Annotated in this window: 18 protein-coding genes; 10 read left to right on the top strand and 8 right to left on the bottom strand. The window is 48.2% G+C overall.

What is annotated here, in order from left to right:
• Positions 1 to 174: 174 nt before the first annotated feature.
• The 9 genes from BM359_RS09305 to tldD are packed head-to-tail and all read left to right on the top strand — an operon-like array spanning position 175 to position 12,576.
• Entirely contained in the window at positions 175 to 2,004 is a 1,830-nt protein-coding gene (locus BM359_RS09305; protein WP_234972488.1) for a formylglycine-generating enzyme family protein, read from the top strand.
• 59 nt (positions 2,005 to 2,063) lie between these two features.
• Positions 2,064 to 3,107 (top strand): rod shape-determining protein, encoded by a 1,044-nt coding sequence (locus tag BM359_RS09300; RefSeq protein ID WP_054489766.1) that lies wholly within the window; start codon positions 2,064 to 2,066, stop codon positions 3,105 to 3,107.
• A gap of 3 nt (positions 3,108 to 3,110) precedes the next feature.
• Positions 3,111 to 3,968, top strand: coding sequence for a rod shape-determining protein MreC (gene mreC, locus BM359_RS09295; RefSeq protein WP_054489769.1), 858 nt, complete (start codon positions 3,111 to 3,113; stop codon positions 3,966 to 3,968).
• Positions 3,965 to 4,450, top strand: a complete 486-nt coding sequence (gene mreD, locus BM359_RS09290; protein WP_054489771.1) for a rod shape-determining protein MreD — start codon at positions 3,965 to 3,967, stop codon at positions 4,448 to 4,450. Before mreC ends, mreD begins: the two co-directional genes overlap by 4 nt.
• A complete protein-coding gene (locus BM359_RS09285) occupies positions 4,450 to 5,046 on the top strand; it encodes a Maf family protein (protein WP_054489773.1) in 597 nt (198 codons plus the stop codon). Before mreD ends, BM359_RS09285 begins: the two co-directional genes overlap by 1 nt.
• Positions 5,036 to 6,505: a ribonuclease G gene (gene rng / locus BM359_RS09280; RefSeq protein WP_054489775.1), complete on the top strand. Its 1,470-nt coding sequence runs from the start codon at positions 5,036 to 5,038 to the stop codon at positions 6,503 to 6,505. The genes BM359_RS09285 and rng overlap by 11 nt, the downstream gene beginning before the upstream one ends.
• A 5-nt stretch (positions 6,506 to 6,510) precedes the next feature.
• Positions 6,511 to 10,389 (top strand): YhdP family protein, encoded by a 3,879-nt coding sequence (locus tag BM359_RS09275; RefSeq protein ID WP_054489782.1) that lies wholly within the window; start codon positions 6,511 to 6,513, stop codon positions 10,387 to 10,389.
• The gene (locus BM359_RS09270; protein ID WP_054489783.1) at positions 10,361 to 11,158 is read left to right on the top strand and encodes a carbon-nitrogen hydrolase family protein; all 798 of its coding nucleotides are present in this window, start codon (positions 10,361 to 10,363) and stop codon (positions 11,156 to 11,158) included. The genes BM359_RS09275 and BM359_RS09270 overlap by 29 nt, the downstream gene beginning before the upstream one ends.
• Positions 11,155 to 12,576 (top strand): metalloprotease TldD, encoded by a 1,422-nt coding sequence (gene tldD, locus BM359_RS09265; RefSeq protein WP_074930848.1) that lies wholly within the window; start codon positions 11,155 to 11,157, stop codon positions 12,574 to 12,576. Before BM359_RS09270 ends, tldD begins: the two co-directional genes overlap by 4 nt.
• Before the next feature lie 15 nt (positions 12,577 to 12,591).
• On the opposite strand, the gene yjgA is transcribed toward tldD, so the two are convergent.
• Positions 12,592 to 13,107, bottom strand: coding sequence for a ribosome biogenesis factor YjgA (gene yjgA / locus BM359_RS09260; protein ID WP_054489784.1), 516 nt, complete (start codon positions 13,105 to 13,107; stop codon positions 12,592 to 12,594).
• A 54-nt stretch (positions 13,108 to 13,161) separates the two neighbouring features.
• Between yjgA and pmbA the strand changes: the two genes are divergently transcribed.
• Positions 13,162 to 14,508, top strand: coding sequence for a metalloprotease PmbA (gene pmbA / locus BM359_RS09255; protein ID WP_082332155.1), 1,347 nt, complete (start codon positions 13,162 to 13,164; stop codon positions 14,506 to 14,508).
• Between the two features lie 11 nt (positions 14,509 to 14,519).
• On the opposite strand, the gene mgtE is transcribed toward pmbA, so the two are convergent.
• The 7 genes from mgtE to lptB are packed head-to-tail and all read right to left on the bottom strand — an operon-like array spanning position 14,520 to position 19,991.
• Positions 14,520 to 15,881, bottom strand: coding sequence for a magnesium transporter (gene mgtE, locus BM359_RS09250; RefSeq protein WP_054489786.1), 1,362 nt, complete (start codon positions 15,879 to 15,881; stop codon positions 14,520 to 14,522).
• A gap of 2 nt (positions 15,882 to 15,883) precedes the next feature.
• Positions 15,884 to 16,159: an HPr family phosphocarrier protein gene (locus BM359_RS09245; RefSeq protein WP_054489788.1), complete on the bottom strand. Its 276-nt coding sequence runs from the start codon at positions 16,157 to 16,159 to the stop codon at positions 15,884 to 15,886.
• A complete protein-coding gene (gene rapZ / locus BM359_RS09240; RefSeq protein ID WP_054489790.1) occupies positions 16,152 to 17,003 on the bottom strand; it encodes an RNase adapter RapZ in 852 nt (283 codons plus the stop codon). Before rapZ ends, BM359_RS09245 begins: the two co-directional genes overlap by 8 nt.
• Positions 16,994 to 17,464: a PTS IIA-like nitrogen regulatory protein PtsN gene (ptsN, locus tag BM359_RS09235; RefSeq protein WP_054489794.1), complete on the bottom strand. Its 471-nt coding sequence runs from the start codon at positions 17,462 to 17,464 to the stop codon at positions 16,994 to 16,996. The genes rapZ and ptsN overlap by 10 nt, the downstream gene beginning before the upstream one ends.
• Before the next feature lie 3 nt (positions 17,465 to 17,467).
• Positions 17,468 to 17,755 (bottom strand): ribosome hibernation promoting factor, encoded by a 288-nt coding sequence (gene hpf, locus BM359_RS09230; RefSeq protein WP_054489797.1) that lies wholly within the window; start codon positions 17,753 to 17,755, stop codon positions 17,468 to 17,470.
• 28 nt (positions 17,756 to 17,783) lie between these two features.
• The gene (locus tag BM359_RS09225; protein WP_054489799.1) at positions 17,784 to 19,244 is read right to left on the bottom strand and encodes an RNA polymerase factor sigma-54; all 1,461 of its coding nucleotides are present in this window, start codon (positions 19,242 to 19,244) and stop codon (positions 17,784 to 17,786) included.
• A 21-nt stretch (positions 19,245 to 19,265) separates the two neighbouring features.
• Complete coding sequence (gene lptB / locus BM359_RS09220; protein WP_054489801.1) at positions 19,266 to 19,991, bottom strand: LPS export ABC transporter ATP-binding protein; 726 nt, start codon at positions 19,989 to 19,991, stop codon at positions 19,266 to 19,268.

Genomic DNA, 19,991 nt, shown 5'->3' with positions numbered 1-19,991 from the left:
TTGACAAGCAAATAGCATAAAGCAGAGTTTAAACGAAAAATGCGCGACGTTGACGAACGTTCAATATTATTACAATAACTATAGCGCGATTACAGCTTTGGCTTTTACGCCGCTTTGTTATTTTTTCAAGCTTGGAATGGGAACATGATGCGATTGGCTCGACTGGCCCTAGTAATGGCCTCTACATTGACATTCGCCTCGACGGCTCTTGCTCAGCAGGAGATGACTGTCGAAGAAATTGCTAACCAAATTTCGACTCTAGAGAGCGACTTTGAGAACTTTTCTGGCACCGTTAATACGCTTCAACAAGAAGAGCGTGAGCTGCGTGAAAAGCTACAAAACTTGCGTGAACGCAATAGCGAACTGGAGTCAAAGCGCGAATCGGCTTTAGCGGAAATGAATGACCGCTATCAGCGTTTGGTAGAAGACCCCACAATTGATATTGCTGGCGCTCAGGAAGCATATAAGCAAGCGGTCATGGCTCACCAGCAAAATAAAGCGGACATTAAGCAGCAGGTTAGCCTGGTGAATGAAAAGGCGCGTGAAGTTGAAGAAGCGCGTGTTAGTAAGCACAGCCTAATTAATGAAATTGAAACCTTAAAAGAACAGCGTAACTTAGCTCGGGTCGATCGGTTAGAGAACGAGTTTAACCGCACGGGTGAACTGGAAGTGAGCCAGTCCATTAGCTGTGATCGTCAGGAAACTTTGGCGCAGTGTGAGAACCGCGGTAAGTTGATGGCGAAGCAAAAAGCCTCAAAACAGTATCTCAATACAATTTTAGATGGCTTAAGTGAATCGTCGCTGGCACGTGAAAATATTGAAAAAGCGAGCCCGAACGTTCAAATCTTAGGTTCAAAAACCGTTAGCAATGGCTTCAGTGGTGCTGGTAATTATGGCGTCAAACTTGCTGTGGAACTGAGAGGGCAGCTGCCGCAAAGTCAGGCATGTACTCTGCTGAATGTTGATATGCGCTACTGCGCGGCGGAGCAACGGCCGGGGGAGCTGCAAGCGGGTGATGAGGAAACGGTTGATAGCTCCGTCATGCACCCGTTAACCATACGCTCGAACGTGTATGATGATGAAGTTGTTATCGATGGCGTAAGTTATGGCTCAACACCGTTAGAAGTGATGTTGCCAGGTGGTGAACACCAAATTGAAGTTCTTAAGTACGGATACTCTGCTTATGCAGAGAAAATAGTATTAAAAGACGCAACCTCTATTCGAGCTGATTTAGAGAAGTCAGAGTATTCTTTTACTCGTGGCGAGAAAATTCAGGACATTCTATTCCGTGACGTTCGTGGCCCGGAATTAGTCGTTGTCCCTGCCGGGAAATTTAAAATGGGTGATCTAGTAGGCAATGGTTTGCCTAATGAACGCCCTGCTGAAACACGTGAAATTCCAACGGCTTTAGGTATTTCAGACACTGAAATAACCGTTGAGCAATTTAGTAATTTCGTAAAAGATACTGCGTACGTCACTGATGCCGAGAAACGAGGCACATGTGCAAGCCTTAGCAATGGCCGCCCTCAGTTTAACGACAATCTAAGCTGGAAAAATCCGGGTTTTAAGCAGTCAGATAGCTCGCCGGTTGTTTGTGTGAGTTATAATGATGCTAAAGCATACGCCGACTGGTTAACTCAAAAGAGCGGTTTTAAATACAGCATTCCAACAGAAGCCGAGTGGGAATACGCTGCGCGCGCCGGCTCTGAAACAGATTTTTGGTGGGGAAATGATGTTGGTTATGGTAAAGCAAACTGCCGTAACTGCGGTACAGATTGGTCAAACAAACGTCCGGCTCCAGTCGCTAGCTTCCATCGTAACCCTTGGGGACTGTACGATACAGTCGGTAATGTCTGGGAGTGGACTGAAACCGATAACGGTGTGGTAGTGAAGGGCGGCGCCTGGAACTTTACACCGAGTCTGGCAAGAGTTTCGACAAAAATGGAACTTCCGTCAGATTTTAACTCCAACTACATTGGATTCCGTGTTGTAAGAGCTCAGTAACACATACTGAGCTTTTTGCTGTCACTCTGTTAGCTAAATAAGTAGGGATATACCGCTTCATGTTTAAGAAAATTCGCGGCATTTTTTCAAACGATCTGTCTATTGACCTGGGAACAGCGAATACGCTCATCTACGTTAAAGATGAAGGTATCGTTTTGAACGAACCATCCGTTGTGGCCATTCGGCAGGAACGCTCGGGCGGTCCTAAATCGATAGCCGCTGTTGGGGCGTCAGCAAAACAAATGTTGGGTCGTACTCCGGGTAATATTCGCGCCATTCGCCCAATGAAAGATGGCGTAATTGCCGACTTTTATGTGTGCGAAAAAATGCTTCAGTCTTTTATTAAACAAGTGCATGACAGCAATTACTTTCGTCCCAGCCCTCGCGTCTTAGTGTGTGTGCCGTGTGGCTCGACTCAGGTAGAGCGCCGCGCGATCCGCGAGTCAGCACTGGGTGCCGGTGCTCGTGAAGTGTATTTGATTGATGAACCGATGGCTGCAGCTATCGGTGCTGGGTTGCCAGTGTCAGAGGCAACAGGCTCCATGGTGGTTGATATCGGTGGCGGTACCACCGAAGTTGCGATTATCTCACTAAACGGTGTGGTGTATTCGTCTTCTGTCCGCATTGGTGGCGATAAGTTTGATGAAGCTATTATCAGCTATGTCCGCCGCAATTTTGGTGCCTTAATCGGCGATGCAACCGCTGAACGCATCAAGCATGAAGTAGGCTCTGCGTTTCCGGGCGAGGAACTGAAAGAAATTGAAGTGCGTGGCCGCAACTTGGCTGAAGGGGTTCCGCGCTCGTTTACGCTAAACAGCAATGAAATACTGGAAGCTCTGCAAGAGCCGCTAATGGGTATTGTCAGTGCCGTCATGGTTGCATTGGAACAGTCGCCACCGGAGTTAGCATCCGATATTTCAGAGCGTGGTATGGTTCTGACAGGTGGCGGTGCCTTACTGAAAGACCTTGATCGCTTGTTGGTTGAAGAAACCGGTATTCCGGTCATTATTGCTGATGATCCGCTCACCTGTGTTGCACGCGGTGGCGGTAAAGCCTTAGAGATGATTGATATGCATGGTGGTGATTTATTCAGTTATGAGTAATTCATGAAAACTCTGTTTGCCCGAGGTCCATCCTTACTCTCCAGGCTAGTGCTCGCACTAGCCTGTTCGTTTCTACTGATTTTTATTGATCATCGCCTACAAGCGATGAAGCCTGTCCGTCTATTTCTCAATTCGTTAGTGGCTCCAGTGCAGTACCTGGCTATTTTGCCTGAACAGATACTGGACGGCTTGTCTGAATCGGTAAAAACAACCTCTCAGCTCAGCGAAGAGAACAAACGCCTGAAGCAGGCGATTCTTGAGTTACAGGGTGAGCAACAGCAGCTTCGCTTTCTTCAGAATGAAAATAAACGGCTGCGAGAATTGCTGGGGTCCGATGCACGCGACTCCGCTCGTCGTATGGTAGCGGAAGTTATTGCGGTTGCATCAGAGCCGTTTTCACAACAGTTGGTCATCAATAAGGGTACCCTGAGTGGCGTCTATGAAGGGCAGCCGGTGCTCGACAGCAATGGTATTATTGGTCAGGTGCAGGATGTTGGCGGAAATACCGCCCGTGTTTTATTGTTGTCTGACCAAAGTCACGCCATATCTTTGCGCTCAGAGCGCAATGACATTCGGGTATTGGCACAGGGAACCGGTGATATTGGTCGCCTTGAGCTCATGTTTATCCCACACAGCAGTGATTTACAAAAAGGTGACTTACTGATGTCCTCAGGCTTGGGTGGCGTATTTCCTGAAGGCTATCCCGTTGCGCGAATCAGCAGTATTGTTAGAGACGAGTCGTTGCCTTTTGCAACGGTATTCGCTGACCCTGTCAGCGCACTGGACCGTGTTCGTAATGTGCTTTTGCTATGGCCTAGTGAAGGTGAGCAACAACCGATTTTCGATGAGGACGAGGGATGATTGTGGTTAAACCCGGGTTTATCACCTTGCTGGTTACATACGTCATTGCACTTACGCTGATGGTGATGCCGATGCCTGCCGCATTCGACACCTTCCGTCCTGACTGGCCGACTCTGGTCATGTTGTATTGGATAATAGCTCTGCCACATCGGGTTAATATGGGCACAGCGTTAGCTCTTGGGGTTTTAAGTGACATTTTATTAGGCTCTATTGTGGGTGTTCACGCGTTAGGCATGGTGGTGGTTACTTATTTTGCGGCGCGCCATTTTCAGCGTATTCGTAACTTTGCCTTAATTCAGCAGGCGCTGGTCATTGCTTTACTCATATTTATTAAACGCTTTGTGGTCTTTGAGGCGAATGTATTTTTGCACGACGCAGAATTTACACTGTCCTATTTCTGGCCGGTACTAACATCGGCCGTATTCTGGCTTTGGGTGTTCCCGTTATTACGAAAAGTCCGTCGCCAGTTTGGGGTAGTCTGATGCGTCTTTTGCTTGCCTCGTCGTCGCCAAGGCGCAGAGAACTGCTGACCTTACTGCATCGGCCCTTCGACTGTTGTGTTCCTGAAATTGAAGAGTGCCGTGGCCAGAATGAAACTGCTATGGACTATGTGACCCGGCTGGCTGAAGAAAAAGCGCAGGCTGTAGCGAAAAGGCAAAATGAGGCCTGTTTGGTTATAGGCTCTGATACCTTAATCAGTTTTCAGGGGCAGGTTATGGAAAAACCTGAAAACTACGAGCATTTCAGCCAAATGATGAAGCAGCTGTCAGGGCAGACGCACCAGGTTTTAACGTCCGTCAGTGTCTGCTACTGGAATGGTCGTAGTATTCAGGAGCAGGAAACCGCCGTGGTAACAACTCAGGTTGAGTTTGCGGCGCTTACCAATGAAGAAATAGAAGCCTACTGGGAAACCGGAGAGCCGCACGATAAAGCTGCTGGCTATGGTATTCAGGGCTATGGCGGTAAGTTTGTAAAGCGCATCGACGGTAGCTACTTTGCGGTTGTTGGCTTACCTTTGTATGAAACGGAGCAACTATTGCGGATGTTCGAAATGGAAGGTGAAGTCGATGAGCGTTGAAGTCTTAATGAATGTGACCCCCACAGAGACTCGTGTTGTGCTTGTTGAAAACGGCATCTTGCAGGAAGTCCATATTGAACGCCAGGCAAAGCGTGGGCTAGTCGGTAATATCTACATGGGTAAGGTGTCCAGAGTGCTGCCGGGTATGCAGGCGGCTTTTATTGATATTGGCCTGGACAAAGCCGCATTTTTACACGCTTCCGACATTGTTGTTCAAGTGGACGGCGATGACCTGCCTCAACCGGATGAAAAGCCTCAGCAAAAGATTACCGAGCTGGTACACCAGGGGCAGCACATTATGGTGCAGGTGGTAAAGGACCCCCTGGGAACCAAAGGAGCGCGTTTAACAACCGATATAACCCTACCCTCAAGGTATTTGGTCTTTATGCCCAAGAGCGACCATGTGGGCGTCTCTCAGCGCATTGAAGAGGGTGATGAGCGTGAACGCTTACGTCAATTGGCTGAAGATGTTAGTAAGGTAGACGGGAAATTCATTGTACGGACAGCGGCAGAAGGCGCTTCGGAACAGTCTTTAAGGGGTGATGCAGACTTTCTTTTCCGGTTGTGGGATAAAATCAAAGCCCGCAAAAAATCTCAGCGCAAAGTGGGCATGTTGTACGAAGACCTCAACCTTTCCTGTCGCGTATTGAGAGACTTTGTCGGAGAAGAAATAGAGCGTATTCGAGTGGATTCTAAGGTGACTTTTGACACCTTAAAAACTTTCACTCAGGACTTTATTCCGGAATTGACCAGCGTACTTGAGTATTATACCGGTGATCGTCCCATTTTCGACTTGTTCGACGTGGAAAATGAAATGCAGCGCGCGTTAGACCGCAGGGTTGATTTGAAGTCAGGTGGATCGTTGATTATTGATCAGACCGAAGCCATGACAACGGTAGACATTAATACCGGTGCTTTTGTTGGTCACCGTAATCTGGAAGAAACCATCTTTAATACCAACATCGAAGCAACACAGTCTATTGCCCGACAATTACGCTTGCGAAACCTGGGTGGCATTATCATTATCGACTTCATTGATATGCAGGATGAAGAGCATAAGCGTCGGGTTCTCCATAGTCTGGAGCAGGCATTGGCTAAAGACCGTGCAAAGACGACCATTAATGGGTTTACTTCTCTGGGCTTGGTTGAGATGACCCGTAAACGCATCAGAGAGAGTCTGGAGCATGTTTTGTGTTCCGAATGCCCGGTTTGTCTTGGACGCGGCAGTATGAAAACCGTGGAAACGGTCTGCTATGAAATTATGCGAGAAATTGTCCGGGTGCACAAAGCCTACGAAGCGGATAAGTTCGTTGTTTACGCCTCCGCTCAGGTAAGTGAAGCCTTACTTAATGAAGAATCTCATGCTCTGGCTGAACTTGAGCTCTTTGTTTCGCGTCAAATAAAGATACAAACCGAACCCTTGTATAATCAGGAACAATTCGACGTTGTCATGATGTAAGGCTAATGCGTACTCTGTCGTGGATATTGAACAAACTCTGGCTAACGCTGGCTATTGTGCTGGTGCTGGTTGCGGTCGGCCTGAGTTTATTGCGCTACAGCCTGCCTTACCTGCCCGATTTAACTGAACCTCTCGAAGAGCAGTTGGAAGCCCGTTTTCAGCAACCCGTGAGTATCAGCGACCTGTCTATGACCTGGACCAGAGAAGGCCCTTCTGTTGTCCTCGATAATCTTGTTTTACTGGAGCGTGAGAAGTCACCTCTGCAAGTGCGCGTCGGTGAAGTTCATGTTGTACTGGATTTTTGGAATACGCTGTTGGACAGACAGTTGATTGCTGAGCAGTTTATTCTGGAAGATGCACGCATAGCTTTGGATCTGAGGAAATTTTCCGGTCTTGATGAAACCGAAGAATTAAATATCGACTACATTAACCGTTTGTTTTTGCAGCAGTTAGAGAAGTTTTCACTGAATAATGGCGAATTATTACTGACCAATCTGCGTGGAGTGACACGTAAAATTGATATTGATCGCCTGTCCTGGACAAATGAAGGCAAAAAACACCAGGGGATAGGTCAGTTCAGAATGGAAGACTTTGCCACCAACAGCCTTAATTTCATTATTGATTTACGAGGTGATCGTTGGTCAGAGTTTAATGGTCAATTTTACGTCGATTCTCAAAATGTCGACATTAGTCCCTGGTTAGAAGAACAATTGGGGGATATTGATGTACAAGCTTCGAATGTTAACTTCACCGGCTGGCTAGATGTTCGTAACGGTCAGTTGTTTGAGGGGTTACTTAAACTAAGAGATAACCGCATCACCTGGCTCGATGCCGGAGCCGATGAGCTTAAATGGCTTCAGCTCCCTGAGGGCGAAATTATTCTGAGGCCGGAAGCTGAAGGGTGGCTTATCAACAGCTTACCTATGACAGTGAACACCTCTGTTGGTCAGTTAGACATCCCCCGTATTGCCTGGCAGCAATTGACTGATGTTCATGATATTAGCATCGACGATATGGATATCGGTGAAGTCATTGGTCTGCTTCCTTTAATTCCTGTCGACTTTGATACCAACGGATTGATGGCCCTGGGTCTTAATGGCAAAGCAAGTTTTCGGTATCGGATGCACCCGGTTTCTGGCCGGCAGTGGTCGTTGAAAAGTGAAAATTTATCTGCCGACGGTAACGATAATTTGCCAAGCTTCAATGGCCTGGATTTAGCGGTAAATAGCACCGCAAACCAGGGATATTGGCGTATCGATGGTCGTAATGTTCGACTTGCAGGCAATAGCTTGTCTCCTGAACAGGCGTGGGATATTGATACTTTGAGTTTATCCGGTTCGTGGCTAGTGCAATCCGAACACTGGAAAGTCCGGTTAGAACAGATGGAATTAGCTAAGGACGATTTTCTTCTAGCGGGCAGTGGACAGGTTTCTGGTCGCGGAGCGGTCACACCTCAAGTTGATGCGCTACTGTCAACCCAACAACCTTTTTCCGTCTCAACGGCGCGGACATTGCTCCCCTCAGTTATGGGGCAGGGCGTCAAAGATTATCTCACTAATGCTTTAGTATCCGGTGAGGCTAAAGGTCTTGAAGTATTATGGCGCGGGCCGGTCAATGAGTTTCCGGGGGAAAAACAGAATGGCGTTTTCAACGCGCGTGTTGACTTCGATACTTTGAGCTACCGGTTTCAACCAAATTGGTTGCCGTTAGAAAACGCACCCTTAAAATTAGATTTCTATAACAAAGCCTTGCGGATGTCAGCAAATGCCGGCCACATTAACGAGGTACAGGTGAAGCAGGTTGATGCCCAAATTCCTGATTTAACGGATGCGGAGCAGGGTTTGCAAGTACAGGCGAATGTGAGTGGTAAGGCTGAATCTTTACTTCCTGTTTTTGAACAGTCTCCGCTTGATAGCGTGACTGAAACCCTATTGCAGCTTAACCCTAAAGGTGAGGTTGAGGGGGCGTTTGAATTAGACATTCCGTTTAATGGTTCTCGTGAAGTGGCGGTAGAAGTCAGCGCGCCGCTGAAAGGGGTTTCAATTACCGTTGAGGCATTACAGCAGACCTTTGACATAACGAACGGGCAATTAACGGTAGAGAACAGTAGCGTCAGCACCGAGGGTTTACGTTTAAACTGGTATGGAATGCCAATAGATACTCAGGTGTCTGGTGAGTTAAGTGATGAGGAGTACCTGCTCGATATCACTACGGCAATAGACTGGCAAAGCGAGCCTTTGTTTGAACAACTCCCTTACCCGCAATGGGAACCGTTTTTCTATGGTGCGGTTAACGGCGAAGCGGACTTATCTTTGCGCCTTAGTAACGAAGATGTTGGTGTTGAACTGGAGTCACAGTTTGATTTGACGGGGCTGGAAACCTCACTGCCCGAACCTTTGCAAAAGGACTTTGGAGAGGGGTGGCAGCTCTCAGTTCGTCTCAATGGAAACGGTGACCAACTGCGACTGCGCGCCAATATCGATGATCGTCTTAGCTGGGACAGCCTTTGGCAGCCTGGTAGTAACGGATGGCAGCAAGCCGTATTGAATGTCGGAGAAGTATCTTCAGCAGATGAGCCGGGCAGTTTTACCGGGTTTGCTGTGAATGCGGAGTTACCTCAAGCGGATATTGGACAGTGGTATTCAGTTATCTACGCTCTGGCAGAGGGAGCAGGTGTTGATAGTGAACAGCAGAGCAGTGGTGATGGGTGGTTGCCGGACTCTATTAGTATTGAAACACCTCAGTTGCGCTGGGGGCAGCAGAGATTTAATCAGGCCGATATCCAGGTATGGCCTGGTGAGTCAGGCTGGCAAGCCCGCGTAGACGCGAATAACGCCGTGCTAAGCGCGACAATCCCCGAGAATTTTGTGCAGCAAGGTATCAGCATTAGAGCGGATTATTTAGCCTTAAGCACGGGTTTTGAATTACCGGAGGAATCGGATGAAACGAACTGGAGCTGGCTTGAAAAAGTCCCTCCATTGAATTTTCTGTGCCGTAGTTGCCGTATCGATGAAAAAGACTTAGGTGAAGTAGAGTTGATTCTTAGTCCTCTTGATGACGGCTTCAGTATTGAAAAAATGACGCTTAAAAAAGACAGTGACGAGCTGACACTGACAGGGTTCTGGCGGCATTCAGAAGAGCGGGGATTCAGCGCTTTGTCCGGTAGCCTAAGTAGCGAAGATTTGGGCGATTTATTACGCGATTATGGTTTGGAAACCGCAATAAGGGACAGCGCGGCGGTTATTGATTTTGATTTGAATTGGCAAGACCATCTACATCAGTTCGAGTGGGAGTCACTCAATGGTGAAATTAAATGGGATTTAGAGAAAGGTTATTTGGCCGAAGTCAGTGATGGTGGTGCGCGTTTGTTTTCTATGCTGAGTCTGGACAGCATTCTTCGTAAGTTGACACTGGATTTCCGTGACATCTTCTCTCAGGGAATGTTCTTTACTGACTTAACGGGGAGCGTTCAGGTTGAAGACGGCGTGGCCAACACCAATGACGCGCAGCTATTAGGCTCCGCCGGCGATATGGAAATTCGCGGGTGGACAGACATGAACACCGGCGAGTTAAACTATAATCTGACTTATGCACCTAAAGTGACTTCCAGCCTTCCTATTATTCTGGCCTGGATGGTTAACCCGCCCAGCGGCCTTGCTGCCTTGTTTATTGACAAGGTACTGCATGACGCTAAAGTCATTTCTCGCTTGCGGTATCAGGTGACAGGAACCATTGATGATCCGGTAGTTGAAGAAATAGAACGTGACAGCCGCCCTGTTGATTTGCCAGAATTGGAAGAGAACTCAACCGATTCCGAGGCAGATGATGACACAAGTGCAACTGACGGCGCTGCAGATGAGCAGTCGCCCGGATCCGCAAGATAATCTGACCACTGTTGCTAAGTTATTAGAGCGACTTCCCGCTGCGCGTCCGCAACTGGTGGTGTTGCCGGAAGCGTTTTGTTGCTTCGGTGCTGGTGATCGTGCGCAGTTGGATATGGCTGAAACCTATCAGGACGGTGAAATACAGCGACAGTTGGCTTCGCTGGCAAAAGCGCATGGTATTTATCTGGTTGCCGGCACCATACCCATAGCGGCAGGCGAGCGTTTCTCTGCGGCATCGTTACTCTTCGGGCCTGACGGTTCTATTGTCAATCGCTACGATAAAATTCATTTATTTGATGTCGATGTTGCAGATAACACCAAAAAATACCGGGAGTCAAAATGGACGAAACCCGGCACTGAAGTAGTAACCGCCGCAACCGACTTAGGTGTGGTTGGTATGTCAGTGTGTTATGATCTGCGCTTTCCAGAGTTATTTAGAGCATTGCGTCAGGCGGGCTCCGATATCATTGTTTTACCCTCCGGATTCACTCAGGTTACAGGGAAGGCTCACTGGCATGCGTTAGTTCGGGCCAGAGCTATTGAGCAGCAGGTGTTTATTGTAGCGCCGAACCAAGTCGGACAGCATGATAATGGCCGCGAAACCTATGGGCACTCGATTATTGTTAGCCCCTGGGGTGAAATACTGGTCGAGCAGGAGCAGGGCGAAGGCATTATTTCAGCCAGCGTTGACTTAGCGGATGTAGAATCCATTCGAAAGCAAATGCCGGTGGCGCAACAGAATCAATTTGAGGTTGTACAAAAGACATGACACTAACTGACTACGAACTGTCACAAGACGAAATAAGCAACGCGTTATCAACACTTTATAGCGGTGATATCGACTTTGCTGATATTTATTTACAACACAGTGTCAATGAGTCCTGGGTGCTGGAAGATGGCATTATTAAGGACGGAGCGTTTCATATAGAAACCGGTATGGGCGTGCGCGCGGTGCAAGGCGAAAAAACCGGTTTTGCGTACGCCGATGAAATTACTTTGAATGCGCTTAAACGTACCAGCGAAGCTGCCCGGGGTATAGCCCGTCAGGGACAAAGTAAAAAAGTCCAGGCGTTGAAATCGGTGCAGGCTAAGTCGCGCTATGAAGCGCTTAACCCGCTGGATACCTTATCTGAAGATGAAAAAATCGAATTACTAAAAAAAGTAGATGCCCACGCACGTGCCCAGGACTCAAGAGTGAGCCAGGTCGTCGTGAGCCTTAGTGGCAGTTACGATGAAGTTCTGGTCGCTGCAACAGACGGTACTCTGGGAACGGATAAACGCCCCTTAATTCGTCTAAATTGCTCTGTCATCACCGAGCAAAACGGCCGCCGCGAGCGCGGCAGTGCCGGTGGTGGAGCGCGTGTAGGATATGAGTTTTTCCTGGAAGAAAAAAGCGGTAACGCGCGTTGGCAGCGTTTTGCTGAAGAAGCTGTACGTCAGGGGCTGGTTAATTTAGAAGCAAAGCCGGCACCTGCGGGCAATATGCCGGTGGTTCTGGGATCGGGTTGGCCGGGTGTGCTGTTGCATGAAGCGGTTGGCCATGGTTTAGAAGGTGACTTTAATCGTAAAGGGTCATCCGCTTATTCCGGTAAAATTGGCGAGCAAGTGGCTTCACCACTTTGCACTATTGTCGATGATGGCACACTGAGTGATCGCCGTGGCTCAATGAGTATTGATGACGAAGGCACGCCGAGTGGTTACAACGTATTGATTGAGAATGGCGTGCTGCGCGGTTACATGCAGGACAAAATGAATGCGCGTTTAATGGGTCAGGCAACGACCGGAAACGGACGCCGCGAAAGCTTTGCTCATCTGCCGATGCCGCGAATGACCAATACCTATATGCTCGCCGGCGAGAACAGTCCGGAAGAGATTATCGGTAGTGTGAAAAAAGGGATTTACGCCCCCCAGTTTGCGGGTGGCCAGGTCGATATTACTTCAGGGCAGTTCGTTTTTTCTGCGTCTGAAGCTTATTTAATTGAAGACGGGAAAATCACCACACCATTAAAAGGTGCAACACTTATTGGTAACGGACCAGAAGCCATGGCACAAGTGTCTATGGTTGGGAATGATTTATCGCTGGACGAAGGTGTGGGCGTTTGCGGTAAAGATGGGCAAAGTTTACCCGTAGGCGTTGGTCAGCCAACCCTGAAACTGGATTCAATGACCGTAGGTGGTACGGAATAACCGAACTGCCTGCGGCTAGGCAAGCAGTTCACGTAAATAGACGAAGAGTTGACGAGCGGCAACAGGCGGTTTTTGTTCCGCTTTTTGCTTCTCTGCAAGGCGGATTAACTGACGCAGTTTTTGGCGGTCAGCATGAGGATGCTCCTCAATAAATGCTTGCAGAGCGTCGTCGCCTTCATGCAGCAGCTTATCGCGAGTGGTTTCAATCTCGTGGAAGATAGAAGTCTGCTGTTGATGCGCATTTTTTAGATTATTTAGAGCTTGCTCAATAGGCGCAATATCACGTAAGCGCATGAGCTTGCCAATAAATTGAAGCTGGCGTCGGTAGCCTTCGTGCTTGTTGCGAATTTTATGGGCAAGTAAAACGGCATCGCGCAGCTCATCATCCAGTGGCATTTTTGCTAACTGGCTGTCGGTTAAATTGACAAGTTGAGTCCCAAGCTCCTGGCGTTCCGCCATTTCGCGTTTTTTTTGGGACTTGCTGACGAAGTCGTCAGATTGTTCAGGATTTTCGGCTGGGCGTTTAGGCATAAGTTCGATTCATTAGCGCTACAAAGCCGTCAGTTTAGCAGTGAGGAGAGTTTTTTGATAGTACAACTGAGTGACTTACAGGTTCAAATGAAGCAGGTAGAGACTGCGGTAAAAGAAGCGCTGCGTCTGGCTGAGGCCAAAGGTGTCAGTTCTGCCGAGTGCTCAATAAGCCACAGTTCAGGTATTTCAGTGGGCACACGCCTGGGAGAAGTTGAAACCGTAGAGTTTAATCAGGACGGTGCGCTGGGTATTAGCGTTTACCGTGGACACCAGAAAGGTTCGGCATCAACCACTGACCTGTCTGAGCAAGCAATTAGTGCGGCAGTTGATAAAGCCTGTGATATTGCTCGGTTCACTTCTCCGGATCCATACAATGGCTTGGCTCCGGCAGAATTAATGGCTACCGATGTGCCCGATCTGGACTTGTGCCACCCGGGTGATCAGAGTGCTGAGTACGCTATAAAGCAGGCTCTGGCTTGTGAGAAACATGCTTTGAATCTGGATGAGCGCATTGTTAATTCAGACGGCGCGCATTACGGCAGCCATACCGGCTTTCGGGTTTACGGTAATAGTCATGGTTTTATCGGTGGCTATTTACAGTCCCGGCATAACCTCAGTTGCGTTTTAATCGCCAAAGAGGGCGACAAGATGCAGCGCGACATGAGCTATTCTGTTGCGCGTAAGATGCAGGAACTTAAATCTGCCGAAAGCGTTGCCGAAGAGGCCGCTGCAGAAACCTTGTCCCGCTTAGGTGCACGCAAAGTACCAACCGCTAAAGTGCCGGTCATTTTCCGGGCAGACATTGCCGGAAGTTTGTTTGGACACTTGGTGAGCGCAATCAGCGGTGGCAATTTGTATCGTAAATCCAGCTTCCTGCTTGATCAGCTCGGTAAACAGGTACTGCCCGAGTGGCTTAATATTCAGGAAAAACCACACATTATTGGTGGCCTGGCGAGCTCGCCATTCGATGCAGAAGGCCTGGCGACAAAAGAGCAGAATATTATTACCGACGGTGTTTTGCAGACCTACCTGTTAGCCAGTTACGCCGCGCGTAAATTGGGTATGCAGCCAACCGGGCACGCTGGAGGCATTCACAATTGGCGAGTTACACAGCAGGATAATTCTTTAGCACAATTGTGCAAGAAAATGGGTACTGGTTTGCTGGTAACTGAGCTAATGGGCCAGGGCGTGAATATGGTCAACGGTGACTACTCACGTGGCGCCGCCGGCTTCTGGGTTGAAAACGGAGAAATTCAATATCCGGTAGAAGAAGTCACTATTGCCGGTAACTTAAAAGACATGCTGGCGAACATTGTTGCCATAGGTAATGACACCGATGAGCGCCACGCGCTGCACACAGGTTCTGTATTGTTAGAGCAAATGAGTGTTGCCGGTAATTAAACTAAAAAGATTTAAGACAGTAATAAGGTTGCTGAGCCAAGGAAGGCAAAGATACCGACAACGTCAGTCACGGTAGTGAGGATAACCCCGCCCGCCAGAGCCGGGTCAATATTAAAGCGCTTAAGAACAAGTGGTATGGTCGCACCGGCTAACGCGGCAGCTACCAGGTTCATCATCATTGCAAAGGCGATAATCCCACCGACTAACCAGTCCTGCTTCCACAGCGCGACGACAGCCGCAATCAGCACCGACCAGATAATGCCGTTTAAGAAACCAATAGCTAACTCTTTACCGATAAGCCATCGGGAGTTACTGGTTCCTATATGGCCCAGAGCCATACCTCGTATCACCAGCGTCAGTGTCTGACTACCAGCGATACCACCCATACTGGGCACAATGGTGTTCAGAATAGCCAGTACCGCCATTTGCGCTAAAATATCTTCAAATAAGGAACTGACCATAGCGGCGAGTAACGCCGTCACTAAGTTCACCGCCAGCCAGACTGTCCGGCGTCGGGTACTTTTTAATACGGGGGCGAAGGTATCTTCGTCATCTTCCAGACCCGCCATACTCAACATAGAGTGCTGGGCTTCTTCGCGAATAATATCGACCACGTCATCGATGGTAATACGACCGACAAGCTGCTGGTCACTGTCGACAACCGGCGCGGATACCCAGTCATGGCGTTCGAATAGCTTCGCGACCTCGGTTTCTTCCATATCGACGGGTATGGTCGTAATGTCAGACGACATAATCTCATCAATACGGCGGCTCGGGTCAACGGTCAGTAGTTGAGTCAGAGATATCTCACCGGTGACTTTTTCATTGCGGTCGACAACATAGAGTTTGTCTGTCGCTTCGGGCAGTTCGCCCTTAAGACGCAAGTAACGCAGAACAACGTCTATAGTGACGTCTGAGCGCAGGGTGATAGTATCGGTGTTCATGATACCACCAGCGCTGTCTTCGGCGTATGAGAGCGCTGTTTCCGCACGTTCACGGTCGCTCTCGTCCATGGACTTCAGAACTTCCTGATAGACTGGCTCAGGTAAGCCACGCAAAACGTAGGCCAGGTCATCGGTGTCCATGCCTTCGGTGGCAGCGGCAAGGTTCTCCGGTGCCATTTGGCGAATAATGTCTTTCTGAACTTCTTCGTTCAGTTCTTCAAGAATTTCACCGTGTTCTTCAACATCGACCAGTTTCCAGACAATGGAACGGCTTTTCGGTGGCGAAGACTCCAACAACAGTGCCACGTCACATGCCGGCATATTATGCAGCATACGGCGAGCAGCAACGAACATACCATCGGACAGCGCGGAGTTAACCTCCTGGATGCGCTGCATGGCATATTCTTTGTCGGACAGTTCCGCAATCATGTTTATTCGTCTTCCTCGAAGCGATCTTCAAATAACGCACTAACAGCATCCAGCGCCGCTTGTGCATCTTTTCCTTCAGCACACACTTCAACAGATTTACCCTGTTGGCTGGCCAGTAGCATCAGACACATTACACTGGCGGCATTCACGCATTGTTCGCCTTGTCGCACCGTTATGGTTGAATCAAATTCTTGTGTTAATTGAGCCAGCTTGGTTGCGGCGCGAGCATGCAGACCCAGTTTATTGCGAATAATTAGGTTTCTGCAAACTTTATCCATTGCGCTTTAACTCCCGATGTCTGACCTGAACCTTTAGGTCTTTTTGTTCAAAGCGTTCGGCTAGCTGCTGAGAAATATAAACTGAACGGTGCTGGCCACCAGTACAGCCGGTGGCAATAGTCAGATAACTTCGGTTGCTGCGCTGAAAATGTGGTAACCAAGTGTCGAGAAAGTTTTCCAGCTGATAGATAAACTTAGTGACTAAAGGTTGTTGGCGAAAGAAGAGTTGGACGTCGGTATCCAACCCCGTTAACAACTTTAGCTCAGGTTGCCAGTGTGGGTTCGGTAAAATTCGCGCGTCAAAAACAAAGTCGGCGTCTTTGGGTAAGCCATATTTAAAGCCAAACGACTGAAAGACAATAATGAGTTTTTTATCTGCGCGACCAAGTACACGCTCAGTAACCTGTTCGCTCAGCTGGTGCAGCGACAAGTCGCTACTGTCGAGACGCCAGGTGGCACGCTCCATAATAGGCTCAAGCATCTTATGCTCGGTTTGAAGCGCTTCCAGTAAAGGCAGTTCTTTTTGAGAGAGTGGGTGTAGTCGCCGGGTTTCACCGAAACGCTTTAATAAGGTGTTGTCGTCTGCATCAATGAACAGAATTTCGGGCTCTACGCCTTTGGGCAAAAAATTGAGTGAATCCAGCAGTTCTTCGGAGTGTTCGGGTAAGTTACGAACATCAATGCTAATGGCAATTTTCTGGTATTGCTCGATAACGGCATGTACTAACGTAGGTAGCAGGCTTATTGGCAAATTATCGACGCAGTAAAAACCTAAATCCTCAAGGACTCGCAATGCGATGGTTTTACCTGAACCGGAACGACCACTAACAATGATCAGTTGCATGGCGACTGCTCACCTTCGCCAATAAATAATTGGTATAAGTCTTTGTCGGAGTCAGCCTGGCGTAGTGCACGTGTGCAGTCTTTGTCATTCATACGGCGAGCGACAGAAGCCAAAGTCTGCAAATGGTTTTCGTGTTCGGATTCTGGTACCAGAAGCGCGAAGATAATATCGACGGGTTGATTGTCGATAGAGTCAAACTCAATCGGCTCATCTAACGTGAGCAATACCGCAACCGGGTGGTTAGCATTGGGCAATCGGCCATGAGGAATTGCGATACCTAAGCCAATTCCCGTACTGCCCAGGCGCTCACGGTTCAATAGGCTCTCAAAAATGTCGTGGCGGGTAATGCCGGACAACTTAGGAGCTACGATTTGACTAATGGTTTCAAGCAGTCGTTTTTTACTTGCGCCCTCGACTGCACACTTGGTGCAGTCGGGACTTAACAATTCACTCAGTTGCATGGGTTAATGTTGTTTCATTTTTTCTTTGTGTTTAATCACCTGACGGTCCAGTTTATTGATTAAACCGTCGATGGCCGCGTACATATCGTCGTGTTTTGCGTCGGCAAAAATTTCACCGCCATTCACGTGCAGCGTAGCTTCCGCTTTTTGAATTGTTTTTTCAACATTTAGGATGACGTGAACATTAGTAATGTGGTCAAAATGTCGTTCCAGCTTGGCAAATTTTGTGTCTACGTAGTCACGTAAAGCTTCGGTAATATCGATGTGGTGACCGGTCAAATTAATTTGCATAACGTCTTCCTTCTTGCAGTTAACAAAGTTACAAAAGACTTTTGCGTTGGCTCGATGATGGAATGTTTAACGATTCCCGATACTTCGCAATTGTCCTCCTTGCTACTTGGATACCTTGTTCAGCTATCAGTTCAGCAATTTTGCTGTCACTTAACGGTTTACTGCGGTTTTCTGCAGCGACCATCTTCTTAATTAAAGCACGTATTGCAGTGCTTGAACACTCACCACCGCCCTCAGTGCTGACATGACTTGAGAAAAAGTATTTTAACTCAAACACGCCCCGCGGACAGTGTAAGTATTTCTGTGTTGTCACCCGCGAAATGGTGCTTTCGTGCATATCCACCGCTTCGGCGACATCATTTAAAACCATAGGCTTCATGGCTTCTTCGCCATGCTCAAAAAAGCCTTGTTGGCGTTGTACTATGCAGTTGGCAACTTTTAGCAACGTGTCATTTCGACTTTCCAGGCTTTTTATAAACCAACGCGCTTCCTGCGTGTGGTTTTTTATGTACTGACTGTCTGCTACCGACTTTGCTGCTTTACTCAATGCAGCGTATTCTTCATTGACCTTTAATTTAGGTACGCTGTCGGGATTCAATTCGACCATCCAACGCCCATTTTTTTTTGTCACAGCAACATCCGGAATGACATATTCAACGGGTTGTTGTGCAACTTGCTCACCCGGGTGGGGGTGTAACTGCTGAATCAAGCGCATGGTTTGACGCAAGTCGTCTTCCGAGAGCTTTAATTTACGCTGAATGGTGCGAAAGTCCCGGCTACCCAGTAAATCCATATGTTCAGTCACTAAGCACAGAGCAACCTCTTTGTACTCAGTGTCGTCGCTCAGTTGACGCAATTGGATGGCAAGGCATTCGCTGACGCTGCGTGCTCCCACACCTATTGGGTCGAAGTGCTGAATGCGTTTAAGCACCATACAAACTTCTTCTGCTTCTACTTCCGGCAGGCGCACCGCTTCAATAATTTCATCAACATCGACCATTAGGTAGCCGTTGTCGTCTATAGCTTCGATAATGGCTTCGGCTATGGCGGTGTCTTCCTCAGAAAAGTGGGAAAGCTGCATTTGCCAAAGCAAGTGATCTTGCAACGACTCACTGGTCGAGCCCTGGTAAACTTCAAAGTCACCGTCAAACGACTTACCCGAGGGCGCGGCTCCATTGACCGGTGTCTGGCTGGAGTAGGTGTCATCCCAACTGCTGTCTACCGGTAACTCATCCGGCATTTCCTGAGTTTTTATAACGTCTGAGGTTTCTCGCTGACTGTCATCCCGCTCTTCTATATTTCGGGTGTCGGAATTGTCAGCCTCGTTGCTGGCATCGCCTTCAACTTCTAACAGAGGATTACCGTCCAGTGCATCCTGAATTTCAGCCTGAAGGTCGAGCGAGGAAAGCTGCAGCAGGCGAATGGCCTGTTGAAGTTGTGGCGTCATGGTCAGATGCTGACCAATTTTTAGCTGCAGACTTTGCTTCATAATGACTGTCCCGGTTTCACGTTATAAGGTGAACTGCTCACCGAGGTAAACGTCTTTAACCTGTTGATTCGATAATATACTTTCTGCGTCCCCACTGGCAATAAGTTCGCCATGACTAACAATATAGGCGTGTTCACAAACCGATAGGGTTTCACGAACATTATGGTCGGTAATCAATACGCCAATACCACGTTGCTTTAAATGCTCAATGATTTTTTTGATATCAATGACGGATATGGGGTCGACACCGGCGAAAGGCTCATCTAAAAGAATAAAAGTGGGTTCTGCTGCCAGCGCCCGGGCTATTTCAACCCGTCGGCGCTCACCGCCTGACAGACTCATTCCCTGGCTGTTGGCAATGTGCCCAATATTAAACTCTTCGAGTAAGGCATCGAGCTGTTCTTCTCTGTCGTTGTCTGATAACGCTTTGCGGGTTTCTAAAATGGCCATCAGGTTGTCACGTACCGTTAGCTTTCTGAAAATAGAAGCTTCCTGTGGCAGGTAACCAATACCTCTGCGCGCCCGCTCATGCATTGGCAGTAAAGTGAGGTCGTTATCATCCAGTAAAATTTGGCCTTTATCGCTGTTAACCAGCCCCACAATCATATAAAAGGTGGTTGTTTTGCCGGCTCCATTAGGCCCTAATAACCCAATAACCTGTCCCTGGCTGACCTCCAGGCTGACGTCTTTAACAACCTGACGACTTTTATAGCTTTTGGCTAAGTGTTTAACTCGTAAGGTTGCCAT

This window comes from Idiomarina abyssalis (assembly GCF_900116625.1).
Taxonomy (GTDB): Bacteria; Pseudomonadota; Gammaproteobacteria; order Enterobacterales; family Alteromonadaceae; genus Idiomarina; species Idiomarina abyssalis.
This window is presented reverse-complemented; position numbering and strand designations above follow the sequence as displayed.